Source organism: Exiguobacterium alkaliphilum (assembly GCF_018138125.1).
GTDB lineage: Bacteria > Bacillota > Bacilli > Exiguobacteriales > Exiguobacteriaceae > Exiguobacterium > Exiguobacterium alkaliphilum.
The window spans coordinates 1,661,614-1,676,951 of record NZ_CP073101.1 but is presented as its reverse complement, the minus strand read 5'-3'; the positions used below and the strand labels follow the sequence as shown (position 1 = coordinate 1,676,951).

Below are 15,338 nucleotides of genomic sequence, written 5' to 3'. Positions count from 1 at the left end.
CCATCAACCAATGAAAATCAGGTAAGACGAGACGAAGTAGACGAGAACGACGAGCACAGACGGGACGATATAACGAACTTTCGACGTGACGTCTTTGCGAAGCACGCTATACATGACCAAGATTGACAAAATCGTGATGCCGACGGCTGTGACCAAGTGCGACGCCGAGACATCCGCCAAAATCGATCCATTCTGATAGAACACGTCCGACATGGCGATGATGACCATGTTGAAAATGTTGCTCCCTAAAATTGACCCGAACGCCAAGTTCACGTTTCGAAGTTTCAAAGCGACGAACACGGCGACCGCTTCCGGTAGCGAAGTCGAGGCGGCGATCAAGAAGCTGCCGACAAAGCTCGAGCCGAGGCCGGTCACGACTGCGATTCGGTCACCGGAGATGGAAAGCGCCGTTCCTGCCGCCATGATGACGAGGGCGGCGACGGCAAAACCGATAACGGCCCGTTTCACGGTAATCGACTCGGTCGTGCTGACGACGACTTCTTGTTCGACTTCAGGTGTCGCCGTCGGCGCTTTTGGCCGCTTGCCGATATAATAAATCCCAATCCCGTACAAGGCGGCGATCAACAAGGCGTCGACCCCGATGCCGATAAACGTCAAATCGATACGGACGACGAGGGCGATCATCGTCAGCACCGTCAATAAGAGACCGAGCCCAGCCGTATACAAGTGGTCGCGGCTCGCCTCGTTGAACAGGCGTTTTTGACGGAAATACAGGTCGAACATCGCCAAGATGAAGATGTTGAACAAGTTTGAGCCGAGCATATTCCCGACGGCGATATCCGGGTTGTTGATCATGACCGCCGAGATACTCGTCGTCACTTCAGGTAGCGACGTCGCGCCTGCGAGTAAAAGCGTTCCGACGAGGACGCCTCCCATCGATGACTTCTCACTGATGACGTCTGCATACGTCGACAGTTTGATCGCTGCATACACCGTGATGGCGGCCGCGAGTAAAAAATAAACAAATACCATTGCGTTTTCTCCCCTCGATTTTAAACGTCAAAAAAGACCTTTTTACGGACGCCAAAAAAGCATCCATAAAAAGGTCTTGCGGACTAAAAGAAGCTCGATGGACCGAGTGCGTTGCACTGTAATGACGACCCACCGACCACGAACGTGGTCGCTACTCCCCTTCTTATGTTCAACCCGACTATAGCACTTTTCGTCCCGGATGACAATCGTTTCACTTCGTCAATCTCACGATGTCTTCGCTCGTCAATGCCGTCCGATACGAGAGCTCGGTCAACCCTTTCAAAATGGAGTCATCACCGCCACTTCTGTCACTTCGTTCAGTAACGCTCATCGTCTCGTCCAACTCGAAAGCGGTCTGATAGAGCGTCGGAGCCTCTTGCACCCAATCCTCTTCTTGGAAGCCGTTCGTGACGACGGTAGACAATTTTTGAAGTTTAAGCACGCGCTCCGTTTCTGTCCCGTAAAACAAACGATTCAACTCTTGTTCGTACACTTCGATGAGTCCTGACGTCGATTGGAACGGTCGGAGCGCCTCTAACAGTTCATGATAGTACCATGACTGGTCACGTAGCGGCCGGCGAAACCGCGACCAAACCCCTTTTCCGACTACATCGATATCGAGCCGAATCGAGCGGAGGTTATGTAACTTGTCCGCCACGAGTAAGGCGATCTCATCGTACTCGAGCGAAGGGATACGTTCGAGCATCGCCTGCTTCCGCTGCTCCCAAGGCAGGCTCTTATCCGGCTCAGAGACGGCTTCGACAAGCCGTGCGACTTCCGGTCCAAACTGTTCATGGAGCTCATCTTTCGTCGTGAACGTGTCTTCGAGCACATCATGCAGTAACGCTGCCGCGACGACCGGTACCGGTTGGTGGTCTTCGGTCAAGATCATCGCCACCGCGACCGGATGTGTCACATATGGGATACGTGATCCTTTACGAAATTGACCGTCATGTCGCGCGGCCGCGAATTTGAGTGCCTCCTCAACCAATCGATGCATCGGGACCCCTCCTCGTATTAGAAAAAGCGCTTCATCCGTAACATACCCGTCGTTAGGTATATTCACGCATGCAGCGCTTTAAAAGTTAGGGTAATAGTCCTAATACATCAAGGTTCATAAATCATCTTTTTCGTCATGCCCCCGTCGACGATCAAGTTGTGCCCGTTCACGAAATCGTTGTCACGGTCAATCAAATAGGTGACGGCTCGGACGATATCGGTCGGTGTCCCGACCCGCCCAGACGGATGCTGGCGATGGTCGATATCACGTAGCGCCTCGTCCGACGTGTGAATCCACCCGGGACTAATCGCATTCACCGTGACGGGCCGTCCCGCGAGCGAGACGGCCATTGAATGCGTTAGCGCGACGATGCCCCCTTTCGATGCGCCATACGCTTCCCAATCCGGTTCGTTCTGGAGTGCCCGTGTCGAGGCGACGTTTACGATACGGCCGTATGCCGCGTTCTCGTTCAGCGTCAAAAAGGCTTTGGCGCAGGCGAACGTCCCGACGAGGTTGACATCGATCACGTGTTTGAACGTCTTGACGTCGAGCTCGGTCATCGGAGTCTCAAGCGAGGACACCCCACCGTTGTTGATGAGGACATGGGCCGGTCCGAACTGTTCGCCAATCGCCGCGAACGTCTCGGCCACCGCCTCGTGATCCCCCAAATCCACTTGCATGAACGTCACACCACTCAGTTGCGGGTCATCCCCCACATCGAGACCGATGACGCGATACGCCTTTGAAAACGAACGCGCCAAGACGTTTCCAATCCCTTGGCTGATTCCCGTAATGATCATCGTTTCTTGCATATTGGTCCCCTCCTTCCTCTGTCTATACCCGCCATGCTCATTTTGAGACGTAGCGTCCATCCCAAAGCGTGCGATTCGACGTCGTGATGACCGATGCGCCCGCCAAAAGCGCCGCCTCGACTTCATCTACGGTCGATATCAAGCCTCCGGCGAACACCGGGATGCCGGTACGCGCCTTCACCTCACGAATATATTTCGGGACGAGCCCTGGCAGCACTTCGATATAATCCGGCCGAGTGCGTTCAATCATCCGATAGCTTCGCTCGAGCGAGCTCGAATCGATGAGAAACAGTCGCTGCACCGTCTTCACTTGCTTTTGTTTCGCCTTCAAAATGACGCTCCCTTTCGTCGAGATGATCCCGTACGGACGATATGTCTGGCAGACGAACTCGGTCGCATACTCATCCGCTTTCATCCCTTGAATCAAATCCAAATGGATGAACACGTTCTTCCCATGCTCGGACAAGAGTCGAAAGACGGCATCGAGTCTCGCGATATGGATTTCAAGCAACACCCCGACGACGAAATCGCTCGCCAAAAACACTTCTAAATCCCGCATGTCACGGATCGCCGGTAGAATAGATTGTTTCTCTAGCATAGTCCCCCTCCTTTGCTTTCATACGGTCTCATTATGGAGAAGTTGTCCTTCACAAATCAAGGTTTATCGAGTCAATATATCGGGAAAATAATTTCATCTAGTGTGGAAGGGGATTTAAACATGGTCAATGAAGTCAACGTGAAGCATGAGACGCCGTCTCCGAAAGAACATCAGCGCTTACGCGTCAAAGCCGGCATGCCGAAACGGTCGGACAAGGCGACCGAGAAAGGGCTCGCCCATACGCTGTTCGGCGTCTGCCTATATTTGAACGATGAGATGGTCGGCATGGGGCGTGTCGTCGGTGATGGGGGGATGGTGTTCCACCTCGTCGATATCGTCGTCGACCCGGACTGCCAAGGGCTCGGGCTCGGTAAGCTCATCATGGAACATCTGATGGAATGGATTTTGCGAGAAGCGGACGAGACGGCAATCATCAGCCTGATTGCGGACATCCCAGCCGATGGGCTGTATCGGCATTTCGGTTTTGATTACTCGCGTCCTGAATCCGTCGGGATGGAGTATCAATGGCCGAAAGAGTGAACCGGATTCCACTGTTCACCCGTGAAGGAGGTGGCGCATGAATCTTGACATCAACATCATTATCTTCCTTGGCGCGGCACTCGCCCTCATTTCCATCGTCAGCCTTTTGATTGAGCGTTTATTCTTTCCAAGCATTCTTGCGTTCATCGGAATCGGCGTCATCGTCGGTTTCTTTTGGGACGGTAACGAAGTGTTCAAAATTGCGGGTGAGATCGGCATCGTCTTGTTGTTTTTCTTGCTCGGCCTCAAGTTTCCCATTAACGAGCTGACAAAGCGGATGCGGCAAGTATGGAAGGCCGGTGTCCTCGATATCGGTCTCGCCTTCGGTGTCTCGATGTTGATTGCGCTTGTGTTCGGTCTTGACGTCCCACAAGCGTTCTTGATTGGCGCGGTGTTGTATGCGACGAGTTCGTCGATATCCGCACGGCTACTCGAGCGCCATCAGCATAAGCATGAAAATATTAAAGAGTTCGTGCTTGCGCTACTCATCTTTGAGGATATCTTTGCCCCGCTCCTCTTGACGATTGCACCGTTCATCATTCAAGATGAGCCGATTGCGTTCAGCGACGTCGGAAAAGTGTTCGTCGGTTTCCTCGTTTTCGGTGTTCTTTTGTTCCTCGGCATCAAGTTCGTGACGCGCCATCCACGGACGGTCAAACATCTGCTCCGTCAAGACGACGCGAGCATCGGATTAATCGGATTGATTCTCTTTTTCGCAGGGATCGGGATGGTGTTCGGCCTATCCGAGATTCTCGGGGCATTCATCGCCGGCATCATGCTCGCCGGCATCCACGATATCCGTCCGTTGAAGCGTTTGACGGTGCCGGTTCGCGATTTGTTCCTACCGATCTTCTTCATCTCGTTCGGGATTTCCATCAACCTCGAACAAGGGGTCATCATCAACGCGCTGTTTTTCGTGTTGATCGTCTGGGGCGTGTTGTCGAAGTGGATCGTCGGACGGATCGGTGGGCGGATGTACGGACTGAGCCGCGTCCAAGCGAACGAGGCTGGCTTCTCGCTCGCTCCGCGCGGGGAGTTCTCGATTTTGTTCACGGCACTATCGAACGGTGCCATCAACCTGTTCGTCGGTCTCTATATCTTTGTCTCGGCCATCATCGGAATCGTCTTGTTCCGTTTCTCGGAACGGTTAGCGGAGAAGACCGAACAGACGATTGAAAAGATGAGACCGAATCAAAAGAAAGACGACTAGACCGTACGCTCTTCGGAGCACCCGGTCTAGCCGTTTTTTTGTTTTCAAAACGAAGAGGCTTGTTTCGATTTCTTTTGTTTTCGGCGCTTCCGCCAGATGAAGTACAGAATCAGGCCGACAGCGAGCAACGCATAGATGGCGTATGAGTAAACGTCAAGGTAACGGAGTATCGATTCCCAGTTCTCCCCGACCCGAATCCCGATAAAGATTAAAATCGAGTTCCAGATGAGCGTCCCGGCCGTGCTGAGCAGTAAAAACTTGACGAACGGCATGTTCGACATGCCGGCCGGGAGCGAGATCAAGCTACGGACGACAGGCATGAGCCGACCGAAAAAGACCATCCATCCCCCATACCGGTCGAACCAGGCATCCGCCTTATGCACGTCGTCGAGATCGAGCCGAATCCACTTCCCATACTTTTTCGTCCACTTCTCAATCTGTTCGACATCCAAATATAAACCGATGCCATATAACAAGACGGCCCCGGCGATCGCCCCGACCGTGGCCGCGACGATCACGAGCCAAATCATCAAGTCGGTCTTTACGGCGAAGAAACCGCCGAACAAGAGCACGACTTCTGACGGGATCGGCGGGAACACGTTCTCGATAAAGATCATGAACGCGATGCCGACATATCCGAACTGTTCGATGATCCCAATCATCCAATCACGCATTTGATCACCCTCCACTCTTCGCTATTATACCCCGCCGTCGCATTCGAAAACCGGTTCAACGTGTTACACTATAGGTAAACGTTGGAAGGACTGAGACGAATGAATGAAGCCATGCGTTGTCCGTGGTGCGGGACCGACCCGCTCTACGTCCGCTATCATGATGAAGAATGGGGGAAACCGGTGCACGATGACCAGAAGCATTTCGAATGCTTGACGCTCGAGAGCGCGCAGGCCGGCTTGAGCTGGCTGACGATTTTACGAAAACGTGAGCAGTACCGCTCGGCCTATTCCGATTTCGACGTTAACCGTGTCGCCGCCTTCACGGCAGACGATGTCGAACGCTTGATGCGAGACACGGGCATCGTCAAAAACCGGCGTAAAATCGAGGCGTCCATCAATAACGCCAAACGTTTCCTCGAAGTCCAATCCGAGTTCGGTTCGTTCGATGCGTATATTTGGTCGTTCGTCGATCATCAAGTGGTCCGCAATGAATGGCGTTCTGTCGAGGAGATTCCCGCCGTGACCGAACTGTCCGAGCGTCTCAGTAAAGACTTGAAGCGTCGGGGATTCAAGTTTCTCGGTCCGACGACCGTCTATGCCCATCTGCAGGCGACCGGTCTCGTCAACGACCATCTCTCGACATGCCCGGCCAAATAGTTTTTTATTTTTTGGTCAATCATGAAAGTAAGACGTGCAACCTATTCATTTTTGTGACAAAATTTTGTCAAGACATGATATATATAGTTTGTAAGCGTTTTCAATTCATGAACGGTAGGGGGAAAGAGAATGAACGGTATTTTGATTTCAATCACGATTTACATGGCGCTCATGGTGCTTCTCGGCATCGTCGCCTATCGCCGGACGAGCAGTATCGGTGATTACATGCTCGGCGGGCGGGCGCTCGGTCCGGGTGTGGCAGCTTTATCGGCCGGCGCCTCGGATATGAGCGGCTGGCTCTTAATGGGGCTGCCTGGTGCAATGTTCGCGACAGGACTTTCAAGTGGATGGATCGTCATCGGGTTGACGATTGGTGCATACTTGAACTGGCTGCTCGTCGCCCCGCGTCTGCGGACGTATTCGTATTTGTCTGAAGATGCGATTACGATTCCAGACTACTTTGAAAAACGGTTCAAAGATACACGAGGAACGCTCCGTACGTTCTCGGCCGCGGTCACCCTAATCTTCTTCACGCTGTATGCGACGAGCGGGTTCGTCGCCGGCGGACGGTTGTTCAACGCCGTGTTTGGCATCGAGTTCGTCACGGGCGTCTTGATTTTGGCTTCCATCATTATCATTTATACGTTCATCGGCGGCTTTTTGGCCGTCAGTTGGACCGACTTTGTCCAAGGACTCATCATGTTGTTCGCCCTCATCTTCGTCCCGGCGATCGCCATCACGGCAACGGACGGCGTCTCGAACGCGTTCCAGACGATCGGCGACATCGATCCGGCACTCCTCGATCCATGGACAGGGCAATCGTTGATTGGAATCGTCTCATTGTTCGCATGGGGTCTCGGCTACTTCGGGCAGCCGCACATCATCGTCCGCTTTATGGCGATTGAAAAGTTGAAAGATATTAAAACGGCACGCCGCATCGGTATCTCTTGGATGGTGTTCACCGTCGTCGGGGCGATGGCGACCGGATTGTTCGGACTCGCCTACTACACGCAACAAGGGTTAGACATCGACAACCCGGAGAACATCTTCATTAACTTGTCTGACTTATTGTTCGTCGACTTGATTACCGGCGTGCTCTTAGCGGCCCTCCTTGCGGCCATCATGTCGACCATCTCGTCACAGCTCCTCGTGTCATCGAGTGCAGCGACGACGGACTTCTATCAAAAGTTTTTCCGTAAAGATGCCGGTGATCGCGAGCTCGTCATGGTCGGACGCATCACGGTCATCCTCGTCTCGGCCGTCTCGATTTGGCTCGCCCTCGGTGCAGACGATACGATTCTCAACCTCGTCGGATACGCGTGGGCCGGCTTCGGCTCCTCGTTCGGTCCGCTCATCTTGTTCAGTTTGTTCTGGAAACGGACGACGCGTCAAGGTGCTCTCGCCGGTATGTTGACCGGCGCCATCATCGTCATCGTCTGGAAGAATTTCGCCGCCGGTTGGTTCGGGACCATCGGTGAGCTATACGAAATGATTCCGGCGTTCTTCTTGTCGGCGCTCGCGATTTACGTCGTCAGCCTGATGACGCCACCGCCGAGTCAGACGATCAAGAACGAATTCGAGGAAATGGAACATATTTTAAAACGAGAACGAGTATGACGCGATGTACCAGGCGCTTTTCACCTGGTACATTTTTTTACGTCGTGACGAGGAATTCATGACAGTCTCGTCGAAAAGAAGAAATAAATGATTGCACTTCGTGTAACCTATCGAAAGGACGTGACTTGTCAGTTGAAACGGACCCCTATTTCTTTGAGGCTCGTCGTTCCATTATCGATCCTTCTATTAGCCGGCTGTGCCACCGCCGAGGTCGAACCAAGCGTCGGGGACCAGGCCGAGACGCCGCCGGTCGAGACCGAACAACCGCCAGAACCCGTTGCACCGGTCGAACCGGAGCCGGTCATTACGACCGCCTCCGTCTACGCGATTGGCGATATTTTGTTACATGACTCGGTGTATAACGCCGCCGCGACCGATGATGGGTTCGACTTCAACCCTGGTCTTCAGGCCATCGCCCCGATTCTACAAGGCGCGGATATCGCTATCGCCAACCAAGAGAGTATGATTGGGGGCAGTGAGATCGGCCTGTCGAGCTATCCGGCGTTCAACAGCCCGTACGAGATTGGAGACGCGTTACAACAAGCCGGGATCGACCTCGTCACGACGGCGAATAATCATACGCTTGACCGCGGCGTGAGGGCGATCGAGAACTCGATTGACCATTGGAACGCAATCGGGATGCCGTATACCGGTTCATTCATCTCAGAAGAAGACAAAGCGAACATTCGGACGCTGACGGAGAACGATATCTCGTTCGCCTTCCTCGCCTATACGTACGGGACGAACGGCGTCGTGCCGAAACAGCCGTATCATGTCAACTACATCGATCTGGACTTGATTCGCAGAGACGTCGAGAAAGCGGAAGACGCGGCCGACCTGACCGTCGTCTCACTCCATTTCGGTAACGAATACGAGCCGCTCCCGAACGCGTCGCAAGAAACGCTCGTCCAAGAGTTGGCCGACCTCGGCGTCGACATCATCATCGGTCACCACCCGCACGTTTTGCAACCGGTCGCCTGGGTGGACGGGGCGAACGGCAATCGGACGTTCGTCGCCTACTCGCTCGGTAACTTCTTATCGGGTCAACAAGGCGATGAGCGGAATACCGGTGGCATCGTCGGGATCGAAGTCGTCAAGACGACGCTCGAAGACGAGACGACGTTCGAACTCGCCAACCCGGTGTTTTATCCGACGTTCACCCGTCGCTCGAGCGCGGGCTATTTTGAAGTCGTGCCGCTACAGCAGGCGAAGCCGGAACTGTTCACACCGACGAGTGAACATGTCTCGCAATGGATGCCTGAACTTGAAATTATGCAATGAAAGAAGAGTCACTTTTCAAAGTGATTCTTTTTTTGTTGAAAAAGGGTTGCTTTCCATGAGAGAATCCGTTAAAGTAAGTCGTATATTTATAAATACAGATGAATAATTATGTATAAGGGGTGTATAGATGATGAAACAAAAACTCGTGCTCGCATACTCTGGTGGTTTGGATACATCAGTCGCAATCAAATGGTTAGATGAACAAGGTTATGATGTCATCGCCTGTTGCTTGAACGTCGGCGAAGGAAAAAACTTGGATCAAATTCAACAGAAAGCACTAAAGGTCGGTGCGGTCAAATCAGTCGTCATCGACGCGGTCGATGAATTCGTGAACGACTTCGCTCGGTACTCGATGCAAGCCCACACGATGTATGAGGGCGTCTACCCGCTCGTCTCCGCCCTATCGCGCCCGCTCATCTCGAAAAAATTGGTCGAGGTGGCACAAGCGGAAGGTGCGGTCGCCGTCGCTCACGGCTGCACAGGGAAAGGGAACGACCAAGTCCGGTTCGAAGTGTCGATTCATGCGCTCGACCCATCACTTGAAATCATGGCTCCGGTCCGGGAGTGGAAATGGTCACGTGAAGAAGAGATTGCCTATGCGGCAGAGCATGGTATCCCGATTCCGATCGTGCAAGAAGAACCGTTCTCGATTGACCAAAACATTTGGGGACGTGCCGTCGAGTGCGGCATCCTCGAAGACCCTTGGGCGGCTCCTCCGGCGAGCGCATACGAACTGACGGCTCAACTTGAAGACACGCCGAACGAACCGACATTCGTCGAAATCGAATTCAAGCAAGGGGTCCCGGTCGCCATCGACGGCAAAGCGGCCTCGTTCACATCGATTCTAGAAGAGTTAAACATCGTCGCCGGTGCCCACGGTATCGGGAAGATTGACCACATCGAGAACCGTGTCGTCGGGATCAAGTCACGGGAAGTATATGAGGCACCTGGTGCGATGACGCTCATCACCGCCCACCAAGCACTCGAGGCGTTGACGCTCGTCCGTGAAGTTGCCCATTTCAAACCGATTGTCGAGCAGAAATTGACCGAGACGATTTACAACGGCCTTTGGTTCTCGCCGCTCACGAAGGCGCTCCTCGCCTTCATCGACGAGACGCAACAGACGGTGACCGGAACGGTACGGATGAAGCTCTTCAAAGGGCAAGCGATCGTCGATGGACGGAAGTCACCAATCTCGCTTTACGACGAAGAACTCGCGACCTACACGTCGGCCGACACGTTCGACCAACAGGCTGCCGTCGGCTTCATCAAGTTATGGGGACTGCCGACGAAAGTACAAGCGGAAGTGCTCGCTGAGAAAGGAACGATGGTGCATGAGTAAACTATGGGGCGGTCGGTTCGAACAGACGGCTAGCGAATGGGTCGACGAGTTCGGGGCATCGATTCACTTCGACCAAGCGCTCGTGCTCGAAGACATCGAAGGGAGCATCGCCCACGTGACGATGCTCGGGGAGCAAGGGATTTTGACTTCGGCTGAAGTCGATCAAATCGTCGGTGGTCTCCATACGCTCGCAAAAAAGGCGAAACAGGACGCGTTGACGTTCAACGTCTTCCATGAAGACATCCATATGAACCTTGAGGCACTGCTTCATGAAGAGATCGGTCCCGTCGCCGGTAAGATGCATACGGCCCGGAGTCGAAACGACCAGGTCGCGACCGACATGCATCTTTATTTGAAGAACCGCGTCATCGAGACGATTGCGGGCATCGAGTCGGTGCAGTCAGCACTCGTCTCACACGCCTCACAAAACATCGAGACGGTCATGCCAGGCTATACACATTTACAACGGGCCCAACCGGTCTCCCTCGCGCACCACTTGCTCGCATATTTTTGGATGCTCGAGCGCGACAAGGAGCGCTTCCTTGACAGTTTGAAACGAATCGACATGAGTCCGCTCGGGGCCGGTGCGCTCGCCGGGACGACGTTCCCCATCGATCGCCATCGTTCAGCCGAACTGCTCGGCTTTAGCCGTGTCTATCCGAACAGCCTCGACGCCGTGAGCGACCGTGATTTCATCTTGGAATATTTGTCGAACGCCTCGTTCCTCATGATGCACTTGTCACGCTTTTGCGAAGAGTTGATTTTATGGAGCAGTGAAGAGTTTAAATTCATCACGATCTCAGACGTGTTCTCGACCGGTTCGAGCATGATGCCGCAGAAGAAGAACCCGGACATGGCCGAACTCGTTCGTGGTAAATCTGGTCGGGTCGTTGGGAATTTAATCGGGCTGTTGACGATTATGAAAGGTCTTCCTCTCGCCTACAACAAAGACTTGCAAGAAGACAAAGAAGGCATGTTCGATACCGTCAAGACGGTCCAAGGCAGCCTCAGCATCATGGCCGGGATGATTCAAGACATGACGTTCCACGCGGACACGATGAAACGAGCGACCGAGCGCGACTTCTCGAACGCGACCGAGCTCGCTGATTATTTGTCGGCGAAAGGGATGCCGTTCCGGGAAGCGCACGAAGTGACAGGCACGCTCGTCCGTCACTGCATTGAAGAGCGGCTCTACTTGTCAGAGCTTCCGCTCGAGACGTATCAAGCCCATAGCGCGTTGATCACCGAGGACTTATATGACGCGTTGTCCCCTGTGACGGCCGTCGCACGCCGAAACAGCTACGGCGGAACCGGCTTCGATGCGGTTCGAACGCAGCTAGACGAGGCGAAACAAAAATTACCGACGCACGCCTAATCGATGAAGACCACGTCATTTATGACCTGGTCTTCATTTTTTGCTTGTTCACTTCCTCAAATAATGTTAACCTAGTTTTGGTCAACGTTAACAGAAAAGGGGTTTACATATGAAAATCAAAGATATCACGCAAATCGCCATCGGGGCGGCGCTGCTCGCGAGCATCGGTTCCATTGCCATCCCGATCGGTCCAGTGCCCATCACGCTCCAAATGCTCGGCATCATGACCGTCGCCTCGATCCTCGGTGCGAAGAAGGGATCCCTCGCCGTCATCGTCTATTTGTTGCTCGGCATGATTGGCCTTCCGGTGTTGAGCGGCTCAGGCGGCCTCGCCCCGTTCGTCGGTCCGACGGTCGGCTATTTACTATCGTTCCCGATTGCGGCCTATTTAATCGGTTACTTCTCTGAGCAACACCGGTCCTTCCCGGCGCTCGTGACGTACAACCTCGTCTTCGGCCTCGGGCTCGTCTACCTACTCGGTAGCCTCGGGTTGCAAGTGATGCTCGGGTTGTCGTTCCTAGACGCCTTGACCGTGAATATCCCGTTCATCATCGGGGATACGTTAAAAGCGCTGCTCGCCGCATTCCTTGCAGTCAAGGTGACGGCCAACAAGCAGGTACAACGTTCGCTTGCGTCTTGAGTACATCGACGCGTTTCACGCGCTTTCGACGGTGGAACATATAAGTATGGAAGGGGGTGTCCTTATGAGCGATTCATCGTTTAAAAAGCGGTTGATGAAAGCGACCCATCTCCATCGCTCGAGTGAAGGACAACGTCGAGGTAAAGAAGAGCGGCGACCAAAACGTGACACCGAGGCGTTCGAACGACGATTGCGCGAAGCGAAGAGTAAGGTCGGCGAGATTCAAGAAAACATCGACCATATTTCTAGACGATAAAACCCCGTCGGTTGACGGGGTTTTTCTTCTACTTAGCTGCTGTTGTCGGACGAACGAACAACGCCACGATGAACGTCAGTGCGAGGACGACGAGTAGCCCGAGCGAGATGTCATTGAATCCGAGCAAGTTCAACGCCACACTGAGCGCGACGGCGACATAAAAGCCACCGAGCGCTTTTTTCACGAGTTGCGAACTGAACCGTTGCAATTGCTTCGCCCCAATCGGAGAGCCGATCATCGCGCCAGCGATGAGCGCAATGCCGTGCCAATAGTTCGTATCAGCCCCGGCAATCGCATAACTGACGACACCGGACAAGACGATCAATAGCGCTGCCGTGATACTCGTCCCGACGGCCCGTTTCATCTCGGTGTTGAGTAACTTGACTTGAAGTGGCGTCAACACGAAGCCACCGCTGACACCCATAAGTGACGAGATGAATCCGCCGAACAGTCCGATGAATCCGATCCGCGGAACCGATTCGGAGCCGACACTCCCTTCGACGTGTTGTTTGGAACGGAAAAACGAGATCGCGAAATACGTCAACAGTGCGATATAGGCGAGCGAGATGACGGGTTTCGCCCCGTCGAGCGTCTCGAGATAAAACACGAGCGGTGTCGCCACCCACGTCCCGACGACCCCGAACGCACCGATCAAGAGGGCGTGTTTCGGATTGACGTTTTTTAATTTGATATGGGAGATCGTCCCCGCCGTCGTCGACCCAAGCGTGAGCATGAGACTGAGCGCGATGGCTGCACTCGCCTCGTAGCCGAAGACGAGCAGGAGCGGCGTGAGTAAAATCCCGCCCCCGATGCCGAAGAATCCGCTCAAAATCCCGATGAGCGCTCCAAGCAGTAGAAACGAGAGTATTGCCATGATGTCCATTTTGGTCCCTTCTTTCTTTCCTTCTCGTTACTAATCATAACAAAAAGAGACGCTATCTGCGTCTCTGATGTGAATTACGGCAAGAACGGTGGCGGCAAGATTTCCGTCATCTCTTGCTCCAACTGCCCATAAAACCGTTCCACCGCCTCTCTCGGGAAGAAGAATGCATCCACCCGCTTCGGTCCGGTCCTCGCCCAAACCGTCCATTTATACAAATCGTCCGCCTTCCGTTCAATCCTTAAGACGAAATATGGTTCGATTGGATCGAGCAAAAACTTCTCCGACGTGCCATCTAACAATTCTCTCATACCAGACAATAAATCTTGAAACTCTGACTCGAGGAGCAATGATCCATAAAAATTGAAGATGAATCTCTGTTCTACCTCGATCGTGAACATGGAGGCGATGAACACGTCTTCCCCTTTCTCTGAATACTTTCTTGGGAACAGTTCAATCGTCACGTCCGCTTGATGAATCTTCGCCATCTGATCACTCCAATCGATTTCCATTCCTATACGGTACTTCAGACTGAACGAAAAGAGTCTAGGCTACCCTAGACTCCACGTTCAGAGCACCCGCTCTAAAAAATCGAACAGTTGCTCCCGATATTCAGCTTGGAACGTTTTATGCGAGGCGACATGACCGTCATTATCGGTCACCCATAACTCGATTTGGTCGTTTCGTTCGGCCAACCGTTCGCTCTCTGACACTGGGATGGCGTCGTCCCCTCTTCCATGAATCAAGAGAATCGGCGCATCGATGTTTTCGACGTCGTCAATCGGTTTGACAAGATCCGCATCAAGTCCGGTGAACCACGGCGTCACCGTCATGATGACCGGAGTGAACGGGAAGTTCGGCAAATCGCTCCACACCGGCAAATTCGTCTCGAGATACGCACGCAAGTCACTGAACGGACTGTCGGCGATGACGGCTGCGACCGCTGTCTCATCGGCCGTCGCAAGCGCCGTCGCCGCTCCCATCGAGACGCCGTACAAGACGATCGGTCCATCAGTCCGCTCCCTCGCGAAGGCGATGGCCGCTTGTAAGTCGGACTGTTCTTTCGCCCCGACCGTGACGCGGTCACCTTCCGAGATGCCTGACGCCCGAAAATCAAACGTCAAGAACTGATAGCCTTGTTTATGGAACTCTGGGATCAGTTCTTTCAATGGCAAATCCGACTGTTCCCGGTTTTTCCCGTACCCGTGGGCGAACACGATCGTCGCCCGTGGCGTCGGGTGCGGGATCCACCAGCCGTATAAGTCGCTGCCATCCTCTGCTTGAATCGTCACGTTCTCATACTTGATGTCGAGCGCTTTCGGTGTGAACGTCAACGTCTCGCGGACGGGTGACGTCAATTGGTCGCCGATATGGGCCGAGATGCCCACGACAGCAAGGAACGCGACGAGCACGATGACGGCCAGCGCGATTCCTGTATACTTCACAAAACGGTTCATCCGATT

17 protein-coding genes are annotated in these 15,338 nt (G+C 53.6%); 9 read left to right on the top strand and 8 right to left on the bottom strand.

Annotation, left to right across the window (positions count from 1 at the left end; translation table 11 throughout):
- Positions 1 to 3 precede the first annotated feature (3 nt).
- From KB235_RS08635 to KB235_RS08620, 4 genes are all read right to left on the bottom strand, one after another.
- Complete coding sequence (locus KB235_RS08635; protein WP_034814906.1) at positions 4 to 993, bottom strand: sodium:calcium antiporter; 990 nt, start codon at positions 991 to 993, stop codon at positions 4 to 6.
- 211 nt (positions 994 to 1,204) lie between these two features.
- Positions 1,205 to 1,993: an HD domain-containing protein gene (locus KB235_RS08630; protein WP_211779391.1), complete on the bottom strand. Its 789-nt coding sequence runs from the start codon at positions 1,991 to 1,993 to the stop codon at positions 1,205 to 1,207.
- 107 nt (positions 1,994 to 2,100) lie between these two features.
- Positions 2,101 to 2,805 (bottom strand): SDR family NAD(P)-dependent oxidoreductase, encoded by a 705-nt coding sequence (locus tag KB235_RS08625; RefSeq protein ID WP_211779390.1) that lies wholly within the window; start codon positions 2,803 to 2,805, stop codon positions 2,101 to 2,103.
- Positions 2,806 to 2,842: 37 nt separating this feature from the next.
- Entirely contained in the window at positions 2,843 to 3,403 is a 561-nt protein-coding gene (locus KB235_RS08620; protein WP_034814903.1) for a glycerol-3-phosphate responsive antiterminator, read from the bottom strand.
- Between the two features lie 120 nt (positions 3,404 to 3,523).
- On the opposite strand from KB235_RS08620, the gene KB235_RS08615 reads away from it, so the two are divergent.
- Positions 3,524 to 3,943 (top strand): GNAT family N-acetyltransferase, encoded by a 420-nt coding sequence (locus KB235_RS08615; RefSeq protein WP_034814902.1) that lies wholly within the window; start codon positions 3,524 to 3,526, stop codon positions 3,941 to 3,943.
- Positions 3,944 to 3,980: 37 nt separating this feature from the next.
- Entirely contained in the window at positions 3,981 to 5,153 is a 1,173-nt protein-coding gene (locus tag KB235_RS08610; RefSeq protein ID WP_211779389.1) for a cation:proton antiporter, read from the top strand.
- Positions 5,154 to 5,197: 44 nt separating this feature from the next.
- Here KB235_RS08610 and KB235_RS08605 read toward each other — a convergent pair whose 3' ends face one another.
- The gene (locus tag KB235_RS08605; protein ID WP_034814898.1) at positions 5,198 to 5,827 is read right to left on the bottom strand and encodes a DedA family protein; all 630 of its coding nucleotides are present in this window, start codon (positions 5,825 to 5,827) and stop codon (positions 5,198 to 5,200) included.
- Between the two features lie 99 nt (positions 5,828 to 5,926).
- Here KB235_RS08605 and KB235_RS08600 point away from each other — a divergent pair, with 99 nt between their 5' ends.
- The 7 genes from KB235_RS08600 to KB235_RS08570 all read left to right on the top strand — a co-directional run bounded on the left by KB235_RS08600 (position 5,927) and on the right by KB235_RS08570 (position 12,995).
- Positions 5,927 to 6,484 carry a DNA-3-methyladenine glycosylase I gene (locus KB235_RS08600; protein ID WP_211779388.1) on the top strand — a complete coding sequence of 186 codons (558 nt, stop codon included), beginning with the start codon at positions 5,927 to 5,929 and terminating at the stop codon, positions 6,482 to 6,484.
- A 129-nt stretch (positions 6,485 to 6,613) separates the two neighbouring features.
- The gene (putP, locus tag KB235_RS08595) at positions 6,614 to 8,101 is read left to right on the top strand and encodes a sodium/proline symporter PutP (protein WP_211779387.1); all 1,488 of its coding nucleotides are present in this window, start codon (positions 6,614 to 6,616) and stop codon (positions 8,099 to 8,101) included.
- A gap of 87 nt (positions 8,102 to 8,188) precedes the next feature.
- The gene (locus KB235_RS08590; RefSeq protein WP_081852739.1) at positions 8,189 to 9,382 is read left to right on the top strand and encodes a CapA family protein; all 1,194 of its coding nucleotides are present in this window, start codon (positions 8,189 to 8,191) and stop codon (positions 9,380 to 9,382) included.
- A gap of 127 nt (positions 9,383 to 9,509) precedes the next feature.
- On the top strand, positions 9,510 to 10,724 hold the full coding sequence (locus KB235_RS08585; RefSeq protein ID WP_211779386.1) for an argininosuccinate synthase: 1,215 nt from the start codon (positions 9,510 to 9,512) through the stop codon (positions 10,722 to 10,724).
- Positions 10,717 to 12,099: an argininosuccinate lyase gene (argH, locus tag KB235_RS08580; RefSeq protein ID WP_211779385.1), complete on the top strand. Its 1,383-nt coding sequence runs from the start codon at positions 10,717 to 10,719 to the stop codon at positions 12,097 to 12,099. Before KB235_RS08585 ends, argH begins: the two co-directional genes overlap by 8 nt.
- A 109-nt stretch (positions 12,100 to 12,208) precedes the next feature.
- Complete coding sequence (locus KB235_RS08575) at positions 12,209 to 12,739, top strand: biotin transporter BioY (RefSeq protein ID WP_034818272.1); 531 nt, start codon at positions 12,209 to 12,211, stop codon at positions 12,737 to 12,739.
- 64 nt (positions 12,740 to 12,803) lie between these two features.
- On the top strand, positions 12,804 to 12,995 hold the full coding sequence (locus KB235_RS08570; RefSeq protein ID WP_034808114.1) for a hypothetical protein: 192 nt from the start codon (positions 12,804 to 12,806) through the stop codon (positions 12,993 to 12,995).
- Positions 12,996 to 13,023: 28 nt separating this feature from the next.
- Here KB235_RS08570 and KB235_RS08565 read toward each other — a convergent pair whose 3' ends face one another.
- The 3 genes from KB235_RS08565 to KB235_RS08555 form a co-directional block, all read right to left on the bottom strand.
- Positions 13,024 to 13,878 (bottom strand): sulfite exporter TauE/SafE family protein, encoded by an 855-nt coding sequence (locus tag KB235_RS08565; RefSeq protein WP_246514152.1) that lies wholly within the window; start codon positions 13,876 to 13,878, stop codon positions 13,024 to 13,026.
- Between the two features lie 74 nt (positions 13,879 to 13,952).
- The gene (locus KB235_RS08560) at positions 13,953 to 14,363 is read right to left on the bottom strand and encodes a WapI family immunity protein (RefSeq protein WP_211779384.1); all 411 of its coding nucleotides are present in this window, start codon (positions 14,361 to 14,363) and stop codon (positions 13,953 to 13,955) included.
- Between the two features lie 81 nt (positions 14,364 to 14,444).
- A complete protein-coding gene (locus KB235_RS08555; RefSeq protein ID WP_034818268.1) occupies positions 14,445 to 15,332 on the bottom strand; it encodes an alpha/beta hydrolase in 888 nt (295 codons plus the stop codon).
- Positions 15,333 to 15,338: the final 6 nt, after the last annotated feature.